The organism is Thauera terpenica 58Eu, from assembly GCF_000443165.1.
GTDB lineage: Bacteria > Pseudomonadota > Gammaproteobacteria > Burkholderiales > Rhodocyclaceae > Thauera > Thauera terpenica.
The window spans coordinates 1-13,793 of the sequence record NZ_ATJV01000024.1; the positions used below are offsets into that span (position 1 = coordinate 1).

Here is a 13,793-nt window from a genome sequence, read left to right on the forward strand (position 1 = left end):
CTTCGCTCGCGCTGCCATGCTCGACCTCAAACCGTCAGGAAGTCCGGCGCCGCCGGGATGGATGACATTTTATTGCACCAACGCCCCATTTTTACATCCTTTATTCAGTGTCTGGATGCGTGCCACGATGAATAAACCGTTTTGAGATAAAGCGCCGCTCAGGCTGCGATGATGGGAATTCTACACGCCGAGTGTGCCATGCGGCCTGCGCCTCCTGGGGCGCACCAGGCAATTCGCTCAAATCCCGCATCGAGAAGCATCCAGATCGTCACTCTCCCGGCCACTCCCCAAACCACTCAATCAGACTTCGCGACTCACCCGTCGCCATCAGACCGCGATCAATCGCATCGTGATTGCCCCACACCACGTCGGCCAGTTCGCCCTGCGCCACGCTCGCCTCGATTTCTGCGCAATACAGTCCCTTGTCGCGCTGAACGTAGAAGCCGTAGCTGCGGCAGGCGACGGGGCGATGCGCATACACCGGACAGGCCCCGCTCTCGCGCTCCAGCATCGGACACACGACCGCCCCCGGCGCCGCATCAGACAGTGCCGCCACCGCGCGGCGGATTTCCTGCAGCCGGCGGGCATCGAGCAGTTGCAGGCCCTGCTTGAGCACATCCCATTCCGTCGCAGTCAGCTGCGGCACAGCGGCCAGTTGGCGGCAGCAATGGTCGCAGCCCTTGCTGCACGGCCAATCGGGGCGGTGTGCCCGAATCGCGCTCACGCGGGCGTCGATATCAGTGTGGAGTTGAAACAGGACAGTGGCGTTATGCATGATCAAGGTCGAGAGACAGGCTTGGGTGCTGGAAACAACAACGCCGGCACGAAGCCGGCGTTGTTGTTTCCGCGACAGCGAGCGGATCAGGCGCCAAATTTGGCCTTGAACACCTGACGATAGTGGTGCAGCAGCGGCTCGGTGTAGCCACTGGGCTGGGCGCGGCCTTCGAAGATCAGCGCCCGTGCTGCCGTGTAGGCAACCGAATCATCGACGTTAGGCGCCATCGGACGATAGGCGGCGTCGCCCGCGTTCTGGCCATCGACCACTGCCGCCATGCGGCGCAGCGTGGCATCGACCTGCTCGGCCGTGACCACGCCGTGGCGCAGCCAGTTGGCAATGTGCTGGCTGGAGATGCGCAGGGTGGCGCGGTCTTCCATCAAGCCAATGTCGTTGATGTCGGGCACCTTCGAGCAGCCCACGCCCTGCTCCACCCAGCGCACCACGTAGCCAAGGATGCCCTGGCAGTTGTTGTCCAGTTCCTGCTGGCGCTCTTCGGCGCTCCAGTCGGCGCTCGCGGCGACCGGCACGGTGAGCAAGCCGGTGAGCAGCGCGTCGCGCTCGGCGGCGAGATCGATCTTTTCCATCTCCTGCTGCACGGCGGCGACATCGACCTGGTGATAGTGCAGCGCGTGCAGCGTGGCGCCGGTGGGCGACGGCACCCAGGCGGTGTTGGCGCCGGCCTTGGGGTGGGCGATCTTCTGCTCCAGCATCGCCGCCATCAGGTCGGGCATGGCCCACATGCCCTTGCCGATCTGGGCCTTGCCGCGCAGGCCGGCGCTGAGGCCGACGAGCACGTTGTTGCGCTCGTAGGCCTGAATCCAGGCGCTGCTCTTCATGTCGCCCTTGCGGATCATCGGGCCCGCTTCCATCGCGGTGTGCATCTCGTCGCCGGTGCGGTCGAGGAAGCCGGTGTTGATGAAGGCGACGCGACTCCTGGCCGCGGCGATGCAGGCCATCAGGTTGATCGAGGTGCGACGCTCCTCGTCCATGATGCCCACCTTCATGGTGTGGCGCGGCAGGCCAAGCAGGTCTTCGACGCGCGCGAACAACTCGTCGGCAAAGGCGACTTCGGCCGGGCCGTGCATCTTCGGCTTGACGATGTACATGCTGCCGGTGCGTGAATTGCCGCGGCGCTTGAGGTCGTGCATCGACGCCAGGGTGGTGACGACGCCGTCGAGAATGCCTTCGGGGATCTCATTGCCCTCGCCATCGATGATGGCGGGGTTGGTCATCAGGTGGCCAACGTTGCGGATGAAGAGCAGCGAGCGTCCGTGCAGGCGCAGCGTGCCGCCGTCGACGGCGGTGTATTCGCGGTCGGCGTTGAGGCTGCGGGTGATGGTCTGGCCACCCTTTTGCAGATTCTCGGTGAGCGTGCCCTGCATCAGGCCCAGCCAGTTGCGATAGACCTCGACCTTGTCGTCGGCGTCGACCGCCGCAATCGAATCCTCGCAGTCCATGATGGTGGACACGGCCGCTTCCAGCACCAGATCGTTGATGCCGGCGGCGTCGGTCTTGCCAATGGCGCCATTGCGGTCGATCCGGACGTCGATATGCAGGCCGTTGTTCTTCAGCAGCAGCGCGCTCGGCGCGGCGGCATCGCCCTGGTAGCCGACGAATTTCTCGGGCTGCTGCAGGCCGACCTTGCTGCCGCTCTTGAGCGTCACCACCAGCTTGCCATCGACCACCGCATAGGCGCTCGAATCCGCATGCGAAGCACCGGCCAGCGGCGCGGCCTGGTCAAGCACATTGCGCGCAAAGGCAACGACCTTGGCGCCACGCACCGGGTTGTAGCCCTTGGTGATCTCGGCCCCGTCGGACTCCGGGATGGCGTCGGTGCCGTAGAGCGCGTCGTACAGCGAACCCCAGCGTGCGTTGGCGGCATTGAGTGCGTAACGCGCGTTCATCACCGGCACGACCAACTGCGGGCCGGCCTGGCTCGACAGCTCACTGTCCACGTTGGCGGTGTCCACCTTCACCCCGGCCGGCTGCGGCAGCAGGTAACCGATGGACTCGAGGAAGGCGCGGTAGGCGGCCATGTCGGCGACCGGGCCGGGATGGGCACGATGCCACTGATCCAGTTCGGTCTGCAGACGGTCGCGCTCGGCGAGCAGGGCGCGATTCTTGGGGGCGAGATCGTGTACCAGCGCATCGAAGCCCTTCCAGAACGCGGCGACATCCACGCCCGTGCCCGGCAGGGCCTCTTCTTCGATGAAACGCTTCAAATTCGCGGCCACCTGCAGGCGGTGGCAGTTCGTTCTCTCGGTCATGGTACGCACTCTCTCGAATCATTCAGGGGAAACCGGCGCGTGCAAATATTATGCAGCGCGGGCGACCGCGAGGATGCGACCGTTTTGCCCTTGGGTCAAGACTACAGGGCAAAGTCTTCTATAAGACAAAAGATATATTGACTGAAATAATGGGGGTTGATGCGCGTGGGCCGCGCTGAGTGGGTCTCGCCCACGGGTCAATCCACCACCGTGAGCACCTCATTCGCGCCCGTGCGCCCGGTCGGCGGCCGCAGCAAGAACACCAGCGGCACCGCCGCCAGCGTGACCCACATCATCAGGCGGAAGTCCTGCAGATAAGCCAGCATCGCCGCCTGGCGCGTCACTTCAGCATTGATTGCCGCCAGCCCCTGCGGCGAACTGAGGCTGTAGGCGCCGGCCTCGATCGCCTGTCTGAGGGGCAGGCTGAAGGGGTTGATATAGTCGGCAAATGTGGCGTGATTGGCCTGCAGACGCTGGGCAAAGTAGGTCATTGCGATCGAGATGCCTATGCTGCTGCCAATATTGCGCATCAGGCTGAACAGCGCCGTGCCTTCGTTGCGGTAGCGCACCTCCAGCGATGAGAAGGTGGTGGCGGCGAGCGGCACGAAGATCAGACCGAGGCCAAAACCCTGGCCCACCCCGGTCCAGACAATGTCCCAGGCGTCGATATTGGCGTTGAAGCGGGTCATCTCCCACAGTGAGAAGCTGGTGAGCAGAAGGCCGAACAAGATCATGTGGCGCACATCCACCCGTCCCATGAGCCGACCAACGAGCATCATCGCCACCATCGTGCCCATCCCGCGCGGCGCGAGCAGAAAGCCGACATCGATCACCGGGTAACCGAGCAGGCTTTGCAGGAAAGGCGGCAGCAAGGCCATGGTGGTGAGCAAGATCAGCCCGACGACGAAGATCATCACCAGGCCGACACTGAAGTTGCGATCCTTGAACAGCCCGGGCTCGATGAAGGGCTGGTCGTGGGTGAAGATATGGACGACAAACAGATACAGGGCAAAACCCGCGAGCAGCGCCTCGATGATGATCTCCAGGCTGGCGAACCAGTCGAGCAACTGGCCACGATCGAGCAGCATCTGCAGCGCACCGATGCTCAGGCTGAGCAAGGCAAAACCGAGCAGGTCGAAGCGCCGCTTGTGGTCACGCGGCGTCTCGCGTACGAAGGCGGCGATTCCGATCCAGGCCAGCAGGCCCAGGGGCAGGTTGATGTAGAACACCCAGCGCCAGCTGTAGTACTCGGTGAGCCAACCGCCCAGCGTGGGGCCGAGGATGGGGCCCACCATCACACCCACACCCCACATCGCCATCGCCTTGCCATGGCCTTCGGGTGGGTAGGTGTCGAGCAGCACCGCTTGCGACAGGGGCACGAGGCTGGCACCAAAAATCCCTTGCAGGAGACGAAATCCCACGATCTCGGGCAGGCTTTGCGCCGCGCCGCAGAGCATCGATGCGAGCGTGAAGCCGACTATCGACCACATGAAAACACGCTTGCGACCCCAGCGTGCGGTGACAAAGCCGGTCAGCGGCATGAAGATGGCGGAGGCGACGATATAAGACGTCAGCACCCAGGAGATCTGATCCTGGGTCGCGCCCATCGTGCCCTGCATGTGCGGCAAGGCGACGTTGGCGATGGTCATGTCCAGCGCCTGGATAACGGTCGCCAGCATCACCGAAAGCGTGATCCAGGTGCGCCTGGCGCTGTCCGGCTCGATAGTGGAGGCTGGAATCGCTGCCAGGCCTGCGCTCGCACTCACGGCAGGGGGCTCAGAGCATGTAGCCGAACAGGCGGCGGCGATGACCGGTGTCGATCTCGACCACCGCACTCAGACCGGCGCGCAAGATGGGCTGGTCGGGCGTGAGCTCGAGCTTGATCCGCACCGGGACGCGCTGCGCGATCTTGACCCAGTTGCCGGTCGCATTCTGCGCCGGAATCACCGAGAACTCGGCGCCGGTCGCCGGGCTCAAGCTGTCCACCGTGCCCTTCCATTTCACGTCGGGATAGGTGTCGATATGAATGCTGACGGCTTGTCCGGGATGGACATGGGTGAGATCGGTTTCCGGAAAATTGGCCTCGATCCAGGCGCCCTCACTCGCCACCAGGGCCATCGTGGTCGCGCCCACGGCAGCGAACTGCCCCAGCTTGGGTGGCCTGCTCACCACCCCGGCCAGGGAGGCACGCACCTCGACACGCGCCAGATCCAGCCTGGCCTGATCAAGTTCGGCCTGCGCGCCCAGCACCGCAGGGTGGCTGTCGACCGGCGCGTCGACGCTGCCGCCCAGGGTTTCGGCGATACGTTTCAGATCCTGTTGCAGGGTGCTGATTTGCTGTTCGGCCAGATCGCTGGCCTGCTTCGCGTCATCGAAGCGCGACGAGGAGATGAAGCTGCGCGCCACCAGATCGGCCTGACGCTGCTGATCCTTGCGCGCAAAGGCGTAACGGGTTCGCGCCAGGACGATCTCGGCCTGCTTCTCGTGAAACTCCGCCTTCATCGCCGCGAGGTCGATGCGGACCTGCGCCAGCTTCGCTGCGGCCTTGGACACTGCGACCTCGAACGGCGCCGGGTCGATGCGAAACAGCGCCTGCCCGGCGCTGACGGCCTGGTTCTCGCGGATCAGCACTTCGGTGATCGTCCCCGCCACTTCGGCGCTGACCGGCACCAGATCGGCCTTGACGTAGGCATTGTCGGTTTCGACCATGCGCCCACCGCGCAGATAGATGCCGCCGACGATCAGCGCGACGATCAGCGGCACCACGAGCAGCAGGATCAGCCGCTTCAGACCGCGCGCGGACGACGCGGGGGCTGCGGCCGAAGCGGGAACGGGATCGCCGTGGCTTTCAACAGTGCTCATTTGAGGGTGACTCCGGGGGTGGCTTGTGGTCGCCGCGCTTCAGCGCGAGCCCAGGTTGTCGCGCATCTTGGACAGCGCAAGGTGCAGGATCTCCGCTTGTTGCGGGTCCACGTCCTGCAAGGCAATGGCCCGGATCGCCGCGCCCGCCTCGTCGATCGCCGCCAGATGAGGTGCGGCCGCGGGGGTCAGAAAAACCCGATACGCGCGCCGGTCGTTGGCGTCCGGACGGCGTTCGACCACACCGGAGACCGCCAGCTGATCGATCAGGCGCGCCAGCGTGATCGGCTGGACTTCGAGCGTTTCTGCCAGGTCGACCTGGCGCACGCCTTCATGACGCGCGATGTGAACGAGTGCACGCGCCTGCGCCAAGGTGAGAGGACTGCCCTCCATGCTGTGCTGAAAAGCACGCCGCAGCAGGCGCGAAACATCTCCCAGCAGGAAACCGAGACTGTCCGGACGCACTTCGCTGGCCTCGCATGCATTTAGTAGTCAGAGCTTATTATATTTCTACCTTACGGGTTTGTTCAAGCGCCAGGCTCTCACGCTGCAACTGCCCAATCAGGCAGTTCCTGGATTGCGATCAGCGCGCGCTACGGTAGATGAAAGCCTGTTTCGGCTTCCGACTGTTTCATCGCCCCGCACGCACGCCGTACCCTCGCTCCATCTTCCACGCGGCCGCGCCCAGCAGCACGCCGAGCACCGCCGCCCCGACTGGCAACACGGCAGCCGACTCCCAGTCGCCGCGGCTGGCCACCAGTGCGGCAATCAGAGGCGGGCCGAGAAACTGGCCCAGATTTGCAATCTGCATGCTCAGTCCCTGAAAAGTGCCGATCTGACGGGGCGTGCGAGCGATGACAGTCGAAGCCGACATGATGGACGAGGGAATCAGCCCGCCAACGAAGGAGACCCCGACGCACGCCAGATAACGCACGACATCGGGCAACAGGGGAGAGAACGCGGCGTACATGCACAAGCCGCTCAGCCCGCTTCCCAGCATCAGCAACTTGCCGCGCTCCACATTACGGCGCAGCAGGCTACCGCCGATGATGTTGCCCGGCACGTTGGCCAGCACCATGATGCAGGACAACAAGGCCACCCATTCCAGATCCAGCCCGCGCTGCTCGCGCAGAAAGCTGGGTAGCCACACGATCAGGGTGAAATGCTGTAGCGCCCAGGTTGCAAACAGCAGCCCGAGGGTCCACGCCAGCGGTTGACGCATGACCTCCCACGCCCCGGCCAGCCCCCCATCATCCTTGCCGTCGACCTCAGCCTCGGCGAAGTGATAGTGATGACGTTGCAGGTATACCGCCAAGCCGCCCGTCGACAGAAGTGCGATCGAGAACCACCAGATCGCATGCCAGCCACCAAGCACCACCAGCCAGGGTGCCACGATCATTACCAGGCCGATGCCCGCCGGCATGTAGGCAGCCCACACACTCAGCACAAAGCGCCGGTCCAGCGGCAGGCTTGCGGCCGACAGCAGGATGGGCGCCGACACCGCGACCGCCATGTAGCCCGCGCCCTCGATGACACGTGCAGCCAGAAGCAGGGGGAAAGCCGTCGCCAGCAGACTGCCCACACCGCCCACCAGGCCGAGTCCGATGCCAGCCAGGCAAAGTTTGAGGCCACCGATGCGACCAGCCGAAAAGCCGAAGATCACTGCCGAGGACATCGCGAGCAGGTTGATCGCCGAGGACAACCAGCCGGCTTCAAGCAGACTCAGGCCGAAGGCGTCGCGCAGGGGAGCGATCATGATCGACACCTTGCCGACATTGCTGGCCACGGCGATGCCACACAGCACGGCAGCCGCTACCGCCAGCCATTGGGTGCGCGTACGCGGCGCACCTGCAGTGGTCCTCATCGCAAGGCTCCCAAACCCGGCATCTGCTTCATCCTGCAAAGGCAGCACTGGACGCATTCAGCGCGCGGGCTGCATTCTTCGCCCGATGATTGACCGATTGTCACTTGACGAGGCATTGATGAACTCCATTCATTACCTGTGGCCCACCGCCCCCATTGCTTCCCTCCCGGTCTACGGCAGCAATGCACGCCTGCCGGTGCGACGCATCTTCTGTGTCGGGCGCAACTATCACGCCCACGCGCTCGAGATGGGTAATCCGATCGACAAGGCGACGATGCGCCCATTTTATTTTCTCAAGGACCCTGGCAGCCTGGTCGAATCCGGCGCCACCGTCCCCTACCCACCGGGAACGCGCAACTACCACTTCGAGATGGAGCTGGTGGTGGCCATTGGCGCGGAGGGTTTCAGGGTTGCACCAGCGCACGCCGGGCGTCTGGTCTACGGCTATGCCGCCGGCCTCGACATGACGCGCCGCGACCTGCAACAGATCGCGCGTGAGCAGGGTCGGCCCTGGGATCTGGGCAAGAACTTCGAGCAAGGCGCGGTGTGCGGTGAAATCGTACCCGCCACCGCGCTCGGTGTGCTCGACAAGGGCGGCATCGAGCTGGCTGTGAATGGTGAGACGAAGCAACGCTCGGACCTGTCGCTGATGATCTGGAACATCAGCGAAATCATCGCCGATCTGTCTGCCTACTATCACCTGCAAGCGGGTGACCTGATTTACACCGGTACACCCGAAGGCGTGGGTGCGGTCCAGCCGGGCGACCGCATCACCGGCCATATCGACGGCGTGGGCGATGTCGTGCTGGATATCGGCGCGCCGGAATGAGCTGGGACCAGGTTCGAAAACCGGCGGGCACAAGCAAGGCCCGGGGAGGAGCGCTCAGTCCTCCTTAGCTCGCACGTTCTTTTCCTTCTCGTCCGGCTCGATGCCCCAGTCACCGTGCATGTACCAGTCCTCGCCCAGCATCTCGGCCGGATGCATGGTGCGACCTGAGCCGTTGCCGCAGCCGAGGGCGTCGATCGAGCAATATTTGTCGCAGCCCCAGCAGATGCGCTCCGGATGCTTGGGGTGGAGGGGAAATTTCTTTGCCATGTCTGTCCTGAAGCCAGAGGCTAAAGCTATACCCGACAATTATAGTCAAGTATTGAGATAGCGCTTTGATGATCATCAACCCCGAATTTGTTAGGTGCTCATCGAGCGTCGGTCGCGGCGCCGCCACCGACGCGCTGCTGAAGAATCAGCACAGTTCGCTGGCCACGAACTGCAGCGCCAGGCTGTAACCCAGGGTGCCGAAGCCCGCCATCACCGCAACGGCGATTCCCGACAGGTAGGAGTGGTGGCGAAAAGCCTCGCGTCTGTGCACGTTGGAAATGTGCACTTCGACAAAAGGAATATCGACGCCAGCGAAGGCATCACGAATGGCGATGCTGGTGTGGGTATAAGCGCCCGGATTGATGATCACGAAGCCGACGCCGTCGCTGCGCGCCTGGTGAATGCGATCGACGATGGCGCCCTCGTGATTGCTCTGGAAGCACTCCAGTGCAAGATCGAGGCCCTGCGCCTGCACGCGCAGACCATTTTCAAGCTCGGCGAGTGTGGTGGAACCATAGACATGCGGTTCGCGGCTGCCAAGCAGGTTGAGGTTGGGGCCGTTGATGAGGAGGACTTTGTGCATGCGCTGATGTTCCATCGAAGGACGCGCATGCGTCAACACGGACGATGAGCGGGCAGATTGCCGCCAGGGGGACGCTTACATGCCCAGCGCCTTGAGCAAGGCGTCGGCCTCGGCATCAGGATCCGTGCCGGCGTCGGCACAGGCGGACGTGATAGCGCTCTGTGCAATCAGTTCGTCAGGGTCCGGCACCTCATGGGGCTCGAAGTCCACCAGCCGGATGAACTCCGTACCGTCCACCGCGAGCTCCAGATAGAAGATATTGTTTTGCGTGGTGAAGAAGGTGACGCGTCGGGCCTGGGGCTGGTCGAGCCTGGTGTCCACGCTGAGCACGACCTGCTTGTTGATCACCAGCATCTTGGGCTGGTTCTGCGTGATGTGGGTCTGTAGTTCGCGCGCGATCTTGCCGGTGAAGTCGCCAACGATCTGGTTCATCAGCTCGCCCATGACATTGCTCACCTCGTCCGAGGTGTAGGACGTCGCCAGCTCGGCACGCGCCATGCCCATCTCGACCATGTACTTCTCGTACAGCTCCATTGCCGCCTGCGCCGAGAAATTGATCACGACCAAGCCCGAGAAGCCGCCGTCGAAGAGCACGAAACAGCCGATGTCGGGCTTCAGGCAGGTCTTGGTGATCTTCTGCACCATGCCCGAGAAACGGATCTCGCCGCGCGTGGCCTTGGTCAGGACTGCGGACACCGAATTGCACAAGCTCAGCAACAGGTCTTCGGTGCCGAATACGACGGGCTTGTCTTGCATGCTCATGATGTTGACTGGTTGCGCTGTAGTGTATTGAAGCTCATTCTAATCACAGACGCGAAGCGCGCCATAACCGGACCAGCAAACCAGCGTGTGCCGGCGCACGCACACGCCGCACCCTGGCGCAGGCAGGCTCAGCTCGAATCCCGCATCAGACACGCCAGCCGCACCTCCACCGTCAAGGCAAGCGTCCTCAGCGCCGCTGCCCGCGCCCTGCCCTGCGCCGTGGCGCGAAACAGATGCGGCGTCATCAGCAACAGGTCGCCAATCTGCTCGGCGCTACCCAGTTCCAGCTCAAAACGCAGCGTCTCGCAAGCTGGCGCCTGGAAGCCGGGTGGGGTCCGCCATTCGTCCGCGCGTCCGGCCTTCAGCGTCGGATAGATGATCTCGCGCAGCTCGCGCAGATGCTCGGGCCCGGCATCGACTTGCACCAGCATGCCGCCCGGTTTGAGTACGCGGGCGAATTCCGCATACACCGGAAAGCCGAACATGCACAGCACGCAATCGAGCGTCGCATCCACCACCGGCAGGTTTGCATTGCTGCCGACAAGCCAGGTCGCATCGCGCTGCTGCTTCGCCGCCGCCTGCACCGCCCATTTGGAGATATCCAGCCCGATCAGCGCCAGCGGCCGGGTCGAGGTGTGGGCAGAGGCGAGCTGGCGCAGGTAGTAGCCCTCGCCGCAGCCCGCATCAAGCACGTTCATGACACCACGCCCTGTGTGCGCCGCCAGCACGCTGCGACTCACCGCTTGTGTAATCGGCTGGTAATGGCCCGCATTGAGAAAACGCCTGCGCGCCGCGACCATCTCCTTGCTGTCACCCGGATCCCGCGAGCGCTTGTTCTGCACGGGCAGAAGATGGATATAGCCTTCACGAGCCACATCGAAGCTGTGACCGGACGCACAGCGCCACATCGCCCCGGCGGGCTGCAGCGGCAAGCCGTCGAGCGGGCAGGCGAGAGCCTGAAAAGGAAGAGTCATGAGCGCGCCGCGTGAGACCAAACAGCAAAGGATCGCCATTTTGCCGGCGTATGGGAGACTTCAGGGGACTGTGGTCGACATATACGGCATCCGGCATCGCAGCGCTTCAGTGCATCACAACGTGTCACACGCCCCATCTGGGGCAGCGTAACCGTTCAAATAGTGCGTCGCAACATCATACAATCAGGCTTCGTCCTCGCTTGGTGTGCCATGACTTCTGCTCCGACCGCCTCCGACACTAGTGCCCCGGCTGCCGACCTCACCACGAATGCATCGGCAGCGGCAGACGATGGCCCCGAGCGCAGCAGCCTGTCGGACATGCGCCTGTCCATCGGCGACTCACTGCAAATTGACTGTGGCACGCCGATCGGTGCCAGGAAGGCGTTCGTAAAGCTGGTGGGCTACCTGAAGGACCGCTCGATCATCGTCACCGCGCCCACCCTGGGCGGACGCAAGCTGGAGTTGATCGAGAACGACAGCGTGCTGGTGCGCGGCTTTTCCGGCATGAGCGCCTATGCCTTTCGCGCCTTCGTGGTGCGCGTGGGTCGCATCCCTTTCGACTACGTTCACCTGTCTTTCCCCAGTGTGGTTTTCGGCCGTCCGGTGCGGCGCTCACAGCGCGTGCGCACCGACCTGGCCGCACAACTGATCGCGAACGGCCCCGATCTGAACGAGCCCACGGCGGTCAATATCGAAGATATCAGCGCCCTCGGCGCGCTGATATCGAGCACGCGTGAGCTCGACACCAAACACCCCATGCGCCTGGCGATCACACTTGTCCTGCACGCGAATCGGGTCGAGGTCGAAGTCGAGGGCAAGGTGGTCAGCTCCCGTAGCAGCACGGCTGAAGGCGTCGAAGCACAGAACCACCGCTATAGCCTTGAGTTCAAAGGGGTGGACGCCCACGATGCGATGCTGATCAAGGCCTACGTCTATCAGCAGATCGTGGATTGCCCGAACAGCTCGACCTGAGCGCGTAGACACAAACCACCACGACCGGTGAACACCTCACGAACACACTGAGGAACGAACATGGTGCAGACGCAAAAAAGCCCCTGAACAGGGGCTTGGATGCCTTGGCGGAGACGAAGGGATTCGAACCCTTGAGACAGGTTTTGCCCGTCTGCTCCCTTAGCAGGGGAGTGCCTTCGACCTCTCGGCCACGTCTCCATCAGGAAGGCGCGATAATATCCAGTTCGCGCCACCCGGTCAAACGGTATTCACACTCTTTATCAAGCCGGCGTATCCAGGCCGAACGCCTTGTGCAGGGCGCGCACGGCGAGTTCCAGATACTTGTCGTCGATGACTACGGAGATCTTGATTTCAGAAGTCGAGATCATCCGGATGTTGATCCCTTCTTCGGCCAGCGTGCGGAACATCTGCGAAGCCACGCCCGGATGCGAGCGCATGCCGACTCCGACGATCGACACCTTGCACATTGCGCCATCGGTTTCGATCGAACGCGCGCCGATGTGGCTCTGAACGCCTTCAAGCACCTTCACCGCCTTGGCCAGATCGGCACGCATGACGGTGAACGAGAAGTCGGTGGCGTCATCATGGCCGACGTTCTGGATGATCATGTCGACGTCGATGTTCGCATCGGCGACCGGGCCCAGGATCTGATAGGCAATGCCCGGCTTGTCGGGCACGCCGATGACGGTGATTTTGGCTTCGTCGCGGGAGAAGGCGATGCCGGAGATGACGGGTTGTTCCATGTTTTTGTCTTCCTCAACGGTGATGAGCGTGCCCTCTCCTTCGCGGTCTTCGAAACTGGACAGGACACGCAGCTTGACCTTGTACTTGCCGGCAAATTCGACCGAGCGGATCTGCAACACCTTGGAGCCGAGGCTGGCCATTTCCAGCATCTCTTCGAAGGTGATGGTATCGAGCTTGCGGGCTTCGGGGACGATGCGCGGGTCGGTGGTGTACACACCATCGACGTCGGTGTAGATCTGGCATTCGTCACCGCTGAGCGCGGCGGCAAGGGCCACCGCGGTGGTGTCCGAACCGCCGCGGCCCAGGGTGGTGATGTTGCCGTGCTCGTCCACGCCTTGAAAACCGGCAACGACGACGACCTTGCCTTCATCGAGATCCTTGCGCACCGGCGCTTCATCGATGTTCAGGATGCGCGCCTTGGTATGCAATGAGTCGGTCAGGATCCTGACCTGGCCACCGGTGTAGCTCTTGGCCGCAACGCCGATGTCTTCGAGCGCCATGCACAACAGGCCGATCGTGACCTGCTCGCCGGTGGACACCACCACGTCGAGTTCGCGTGGCGTGGGGTTTGACGCCACTTCCTTGGTGAGCGCGATGAGGCGGTTGGTTTCGCCGCTCATCGCCGACAACACGACAACAACCTGGTGCCCTTGCGCACGGAATCTTGCCACCCTGCGTGCGACGCTCTTGATGCGGTCGGGGCTGGCCACCGAAGTGCCGCCGTATTTCTGAACTATCAGTGCCATCGTCGTATCCAAGTGCCTGTGGATAAAGGAGAGGATTCTAGCTAAAGGCGAGAGACTTTGCAGGACATCGCAAACGCGAGCCATCAAACACGCCTTTTACATTTCCAACGCAAAAAGTGTGAAATTTGCAATTGTATGGACACGGAAT

The 13,793-nt window shown here is 63.0% G+C and carries 13 protein-coding genes and 1 tRNA gene; 2 read left to right on the plus strand and 12 right to left on the minus strand.

The genetic code is table 11. The features are described 5' to 3' along the window. Window positions 1-268: 268 nt before the first annotated feature. From M622_RS23415 to M622_RS23440, 6 genes are all read right to left on the minus strand, one after another. Window positions 269-775 (minus strand): YkgJ family cysteine cluster protein, encoded by a 507-nt coding sequence (locus M622_RS23415; RefSeq protein ID WP_021247996.1) that lies wholly within the window; start codon window positions 773-775, stop codon window positions 269-271. Window positions 776-861: 86 nt separating this feature from the next. Then, a complete protein-coding gene (locus tag M622_RS23420; protein ID WP_021247997.1) occupies window positions 862-3,045 on the minus strand; it encodes a malate synthase G in 2,184 nt (727 codons plus the stop codon). Window positions 3,046-3,242: 197 nt separating this feature from the next. After that, entirely contained in the window at window positions 3,243-4,811 is a 1,569-nt protein-coding gene (locus M622_RS23425) for a DHA2 family efflux MFS transporter permease subunit (RefSeq protein WP_021247998.1), read from the minus strand. Window positions 4,812-4,821: 10 nt separating this feature from the next. Further along, window positions 4,822-5,907, minus strand: coding sequence for an HlyD family secretion protein (locus M622_RS23430; RefSeq protein ID WP_021247999.1), 1,086 nt, complete (start codon window positions 5,905-5,907; stop codon window positions 4,822-4,824). A gap of 39 nt (window positions 5,908-5,946) precedes the next feature. Then, window positions 5,947-6,369: a MarR family winged helix-turn-helix transcriptional regulator gene (locus M622_RS23435; RefSeq protein WP_021248000.1), complete on the minus strand. Its 423-nt coding sequence runs from the start codon at window positions 6,367-6,369 to the stop codon at window positions 5,947-5,949. 166 nt (window positions 6,370-6,535) lie between these two features. Then, on the minus strand, window positions 6,536-7,768 hold the full coding sequence (locus M622_RS23440) for an MFS transporter (RefSeq protein ID WP_021248001.1): 1,233 nt from the start codon (window positions 7,766-7,768) through the stop codon (window positions 6,536-6,538). 118 nt (window positions 7,769-7,886) lie between these two features. On the opposite strand from M622_RS23440, the gene M622_RS23445 reads away from it, so the two are divergent. Beyond that, complete coding sequence (locus M622_RS23445) at window positions 7,887-8,597, plus strand: fumarylacetoacetate hydrolase family protein (protein ID WP_021248002.1); 711 nt, start codon at window positions 7,887-7,889, stop codon at window positions 8,595-8,597. A 54-nt stretch (window positions 8,598-8,651) separates the two neighbouring features. Here M622_RS23445 and M622_RS23450 read toward each other — a convergent pair whose 3' ends face one another. The 4 genes from M622_RS23450 to M622_RS23465 all read right to left on the minus strand — a co-directional run bounded on the left by M622_RS23450 (window position 8,652) and on the right by M622_RS23465 (window position 11,183). Continuing rightward, window positions 8,652-8,864 carry a DUF3079 domain-containing protein gene (locus tag M622_RS23450; protein WP_021248003.1) on the minus strand — a complete coding sequence of 71 codons (213 nt, stop codon included), beginning with the start codon at window positions 8,862-8,864 and terminating at the stop codon, window positions 8,652-8,654. Window positions 8,865-9,009: 145 nt separating this feature from the next. Next, a complete protein-coding gene (aroQ, locus tag M622_RS23455) occupies window positions 9,010-9,447 on the minus strand; it encodes a type II 3-dehydroquinate dehydratase (RefSeq protein WP_031346222.1) in 438 nt (145 codons plus the stop codon). Window positions 9,448-9,522: 75 nt separating this feature from the next. Beyond that, window positions 9,523-10,209, minus strand: a complete 687-nt coding sequence (locus M622_RS23460) for a DUF3334 family protein (RefSeq protein ID WP_021248005.1) — start codon at window positions 10,207-10,209, stop codon at window positions 9,523-9,525. Window positions 10,210-10,337: 128 nt separating this feature from the next. Continuing rightward, the gene (locus M622_RS23465; protein WP_031346224.1) at window positions 10,338-11,183 is read right to left on the minus strand and encodes a putative RNA methyltransferase; all 846 of its coding nucleotides are present in this window, start codon (window positions 11,181-11,183) and stop codon (window positions 10,338-10,340) included. 210 nt (window positions 11,184-11,393) lie between these two features. Here M622_RS23465 and M622_RS23470 point away from each other — a divergent pair, with 210 nt between their 5' ends. After that, window positions 11,394-12,155, plus strand: a complete 762-nt coding sequence (locus tag M622_RS23470; RefSeq protein ID WP_021248007.1) for a flagellar brake protein — start codon at window positions 11,394-11,396, stop codon at window positions 12,153-12,155. A gap of 105 nt (window positions 12,156-12,260) precedes the next feature. Here the strand turns inward: M622_RS23470 and M622_RS23475 are convergent. Then, a tRNA-Ser gene (locus M622_RS23475) sits at window positions 12,261-12,353 on the minus strand. 62 nt (window positions 12,354-12,415) lie between these two features. After that, entirely contained in the window at window positions 12,416-13,645 is a 1,230-nt protein-coding gene (locus M622_RS23480; protein WP_021248008.1) for an aspartate kinase, read from the minus strand. Window positions 13,646-13,793: the final 148 nt, after the last annotated feature.